Genomic DNA, 3,707 nt, shown 5'->3' with positions numbered 1-3,707 from the left:
TATTGGTCCAAGACCTGCAATGTTTAAAAACTGTATTAAAAATATTTTCCATTCTGGCATAGGTACATAATCAACACCATCTTCTAATCTAATGGCAGGTGTTTGTATGCTTTCATCTGCTCCAAAAGCTTTTTCTACTATTTTGCCATAAATGAAATACCCCACTACTAATGCAATTAGTGAAAGAATAAACGATATCATATAATAACCTCCTTTAATGTTTTAAATAATATTTCAAACCTTTTTATCAATTTCAAATATTGCATTTAAATTATATTTTAATTTAAATTTTTCATGAATGTTTTTCCCCTTAACTGAAAAAATTTTAGGGTGAAATGCAAAATATATGGAGTGAATAGTCAAATTAGATATACTAAAGTCATTTAATTATTATTTTTTTTATGTATAATTGTTATATTGATTTTATTATATTTGGGAGATGTATTTATGATATATATTCAATTACTAGAAAGCATGTCATTAATCGCACTGGCTGCTTATATATATTGTCAAATTTCAGTGCGGAAGGGATTCTTTTATGATGATGGAAATACTAAACTAAGGACTATATTTTTCTTTAGCCTACTCTCTATTATAGGCACCTATACAGGAGTAAACATAGATCAATCATCCAATTTTAATACTACAATCACCATTAATCCATATGCTATAGCTAATACCAGACCAATTGGTGCTATTGTAGCAGGATATATAGGCGGCCCATTTGTCGGATTAATTGTAGGAAGTATAGCAGGACTTCAAAGATACAGCATTGGAGGGTTTACGGCTCTAGCCTGTGCTATATCTACTATAGTAGAGGGATTATGTGGTGGATTAGCTAAAAAATATTCAAAAAAAACATATTTAGATCCTAAAATAAGTTTTATAGCTGCAGTAATAGCAGAAATACTGGAAATGCTTATTATTTTAGCAATTTCTAAACCTTTTAATGAAGCTTTATCCTTAGAAAAAATAATTGCCCTGCCAATGATATTCATAAATTCTTTAGGAGTTGTAATTTTTATAAATATAATTAACAACGCCTCAGAACAATATAATAGAATTGGTGCAATACAAGCTCAAAAAGCTTTAATAATTGCGGAACAAACATTAAATTATTTAAAAAATGGGTTCAATAAGGAAACTGCAGTAAATGTAGCTAAAATAATATATGATAACAATAATTTTAAAGGAGTTTTTATAGGGAACAATAAAGAAGTATTATGCTATTGTGGAAAGAGAATTCCCATTGAACCATTAAATGAAGCATTAAAGTCTTATTACAACAATCCAGATTATAAAATAATATCTGTTCACAATTCAGATAATTATGGTAAAAAATATTTTTTCTGCGTTCCAATTTTCGATGAAAATAAATTGGAAGCTGTGGTTGGTTTAAAAATAAAATCAGAAGGATATATTGATGAATATTTTATACAATTTGCCAAACAATTAAGCAGCCTTTTGTCCACACAATTTAAAATATATAAGTTAGACAAAATTGCTCATGAAGCTTATATAGCAGAATATAAAGCTTTAAGGGCTCAAATTCATCCTCATTTTTTATTTAATGCCCTAAATACAATTTCTTCTTTCTGCAGAATAGACCCTAATAGAGCTCGCGAACTCATTATTGATCTTTCAAATTATTTTAGACAAACATTGAAAAGAGATGAGGATTTCGTTACAATTAAGGAGGAATTTAATTTTTTGAATTCATATTTATCCATAGAAAATGCAAGGTTTGGAGACAGACTTAAGATAAATATAGATGTACCTGATATTTTAATGGAGTATAGGATACCAGTTTTTATACTTCAGCCAATTATTGAAAACTCTATAAAACATGGAATTTTACCAAAACCTTGTGGAGGAGCAGTTTATATTAAAGCTGCTTTATCAGAAAATGGACTATTTTTTCAAGTAAAAGATGATGGCGTAGGAATATCTGAAGATAGGTTAAAAGAAATCTTTAAAAGCTCCAGTGGAATAGGACTAAAAAATGTAAATGATAGACTAAGATTACTATATGGAGAAAACTGTAAGCTAAAAATAGAAAGTTCTCCAAATGCAGGTACCTGTGTAAGTTTTTTAATACCAAAGGAGATGAAGGTGTGAAAAAAATAAATTATATGATAGTTGAAGATGAGATTCCTGCAGCAGAAGAATTAAAATATATATTAAGCCGATACGACTTTTTAGAAATCTGCGGCATGGCCCATGATGGAGAAAGCGGCATTGACATGATAAGAGAAAAAAAACCTGAAGCAGTTTTTTTAGATATAAATATGCCTGTAAAGAATGGTATGGAATTAGCCATGGATATAAAAAAATTCAATAATGATATAGAAATTATATTTGTTACAGCCTACGAAGAACATGCACTACAAGCCTTTGAAGTGGATGCATTAGATTATATATTAAAACCTTATGACGAAAAAAGAATAGAAAATACTATACATCGTCTTTATAATAAAATACTTAAAGATAAAGATATTGAAATACCAGAGGTAATAGATAAATTAATTAATCAGTTAGATAATAAGCAAAATATAATTCAAAAAATCCCCTGTGAACACCATGGAAAGATAATATTGGTTCCCCTAAAGGACATATTCTATTGTTATACAGAAAATGAAAAAGTATACATAAAAACCTACAAGGATAAATATTTTACCAGCTATACTATGAATAAGGTTCAAAATAAGTCAAACTTTTTTAGGGCTCATAGAAGCTATCTTGTTAACTTAGATAATATAAAAGAACTGTATTCCTGGTTTAATGGTACTTATAAATTAGTAATGAAGGACAATGAGAATTCTGAGGTACCCATAAGCAGAAATAATGTTAAGAGGTTGAAAGAAACATTGGGACTTTAAACAGAGGACAGAGGACAGAGCACAGAGCTATAAGTGAAGAATGTGGATAAAACAAAACGCCCTATCAAAGTGATAGAGTGTTTTGTTTGTGATATCTAAAAGGTGAATTTTTTTAAACTGCTTTTGAACTTGTACCCAAACTTTCTGTTTTTTCCTTTGCTTTAAATAAGAATATTCCTAATATAACTATTGCTCCTATTATTCCCATTGGATATCCAACTGCTGTAGACATTTTAAATCCTTCTGGTGCAACTATAATATAACTTATACTTACTGCAGTCATAAATGTGGCTGGTAAGCTTGCAATCCAATGAGACTTCTTACTGTAAACTAAATACATAGCTGATGCCCAAAGCACTACTGTAGCTAATGCCTGATTTGACCATCCAAAGTATCTCCATATAACGTTAAAGTCTATCTTAGTCAATATAAATCCAACTACAAATAAAGGTATACTTATTACTAATCTATTTTTAATTTTTTCCTGATTATATTTAATTGAATCTGCTATAGTAAGTCTTGCACTTCTAAAAGCTGTATCTCCTGAAGTTATTGGGCAAGCTACAACACCAAGTATGGCGAGGGCTCCTCCTACTTTCCCAAGTAATGAATTACAAATAGTATTTACTGCCCATGCTGCATTATTATTATTAGCTACCATAGCTTCATTTAATTTTGCAACTCCATCTGTTCCATGAGGTCCTGCGAAGAAGCTCATAGCTGCTGCTGCCCAAATTAAAGCTACTATTCCTTCTGCTACCATAGCTCCATAAAATATTCTTCTACCTTGCTTTTCACTGGTTACACATCTTGCCATTAATGGTGACT

The 3,707-nt window shown here is 30.0% G+C and carries 4 protein-coding genes; 2 read left to right on the top strand and 2 right to left on the bottom strand.

Annotation, left to right across the window (positions count from 1 at the left end):
- Positions 1-201: carbon starvation CstA family protein (locus tag CLLI_RS11540; RefSeq protein ID WP_278335584.1), on the bottom strand; the 201-nt coding region annotated here is incomplete at its 3' end.
- A 246-nt stretch (positions 202-447) separates the two neighbouring features.
- On the opposite strand from CLLI_RS11540, the gene CLLI_RS11535 reads away from it, so the two are divergent.
- Positions 448-2,118 carry a LytS/YhcK type 5TM receptor domain-containing protein gene (locus CLLI_RS11535; protein ID WP_106064362.1) on the top strand — a complete coding sequence of 557 codons (1,671 nt, stop codon included), beginning with the start codon at positions 448-450 and terminating at the stop codon, positions 2,116-2,118.
- Positions 2,115-2,879, top strand: coding sequence for a LytR/AlgR family response regulator transcription factor (locus CLLI_RS11530; protein ID WP_106064361.1), 765 nt, complete (start codon positions 2,115-2,117; stop codon positions 2,877-2,879). The genes CLLI_RS11535 and CLLI_RS11530 overlap by 4 nt, the downstream gene beginning before the upstream one ends.
- A 112-nt stretch (positions 2,880-2,991) precedes the next feature.
- Here CLLI_RS11530 and CLLI_RS11525 read toward each other — a convergent pair.
- Positions 2,992-3,707: carbon starvation CstA family protein (locus CLLI_RS11525; protein ID WP_146127094.1), on the bottom strand; the 716-nt coding region annotated here is incomplete at its 5' end.

It is taken from the genome of Clostridium liquoris, assembly GCF_002995785.1.
Classification (GTDB): Bacteria; Bacillota; Clostridia; order Clostridiales; family Clostridiaceae; genus Clostridium_AO; species Clostridium_AO liquoris.
Note: the sequence above shows the minus strand (reverse complement) of the source record. Positions and strands in the feature narration are given on the sequence as shown.

Bases quoted from the DNA above. Each gene is read 5' to 3' on its own strand.
- CLLI_RS11535 (WP_106064362.1), top strand. From the start codon at position 448: ATGATATATATTCAATTACTAGAAAGCATGTCATTAATCGCACTGGCT.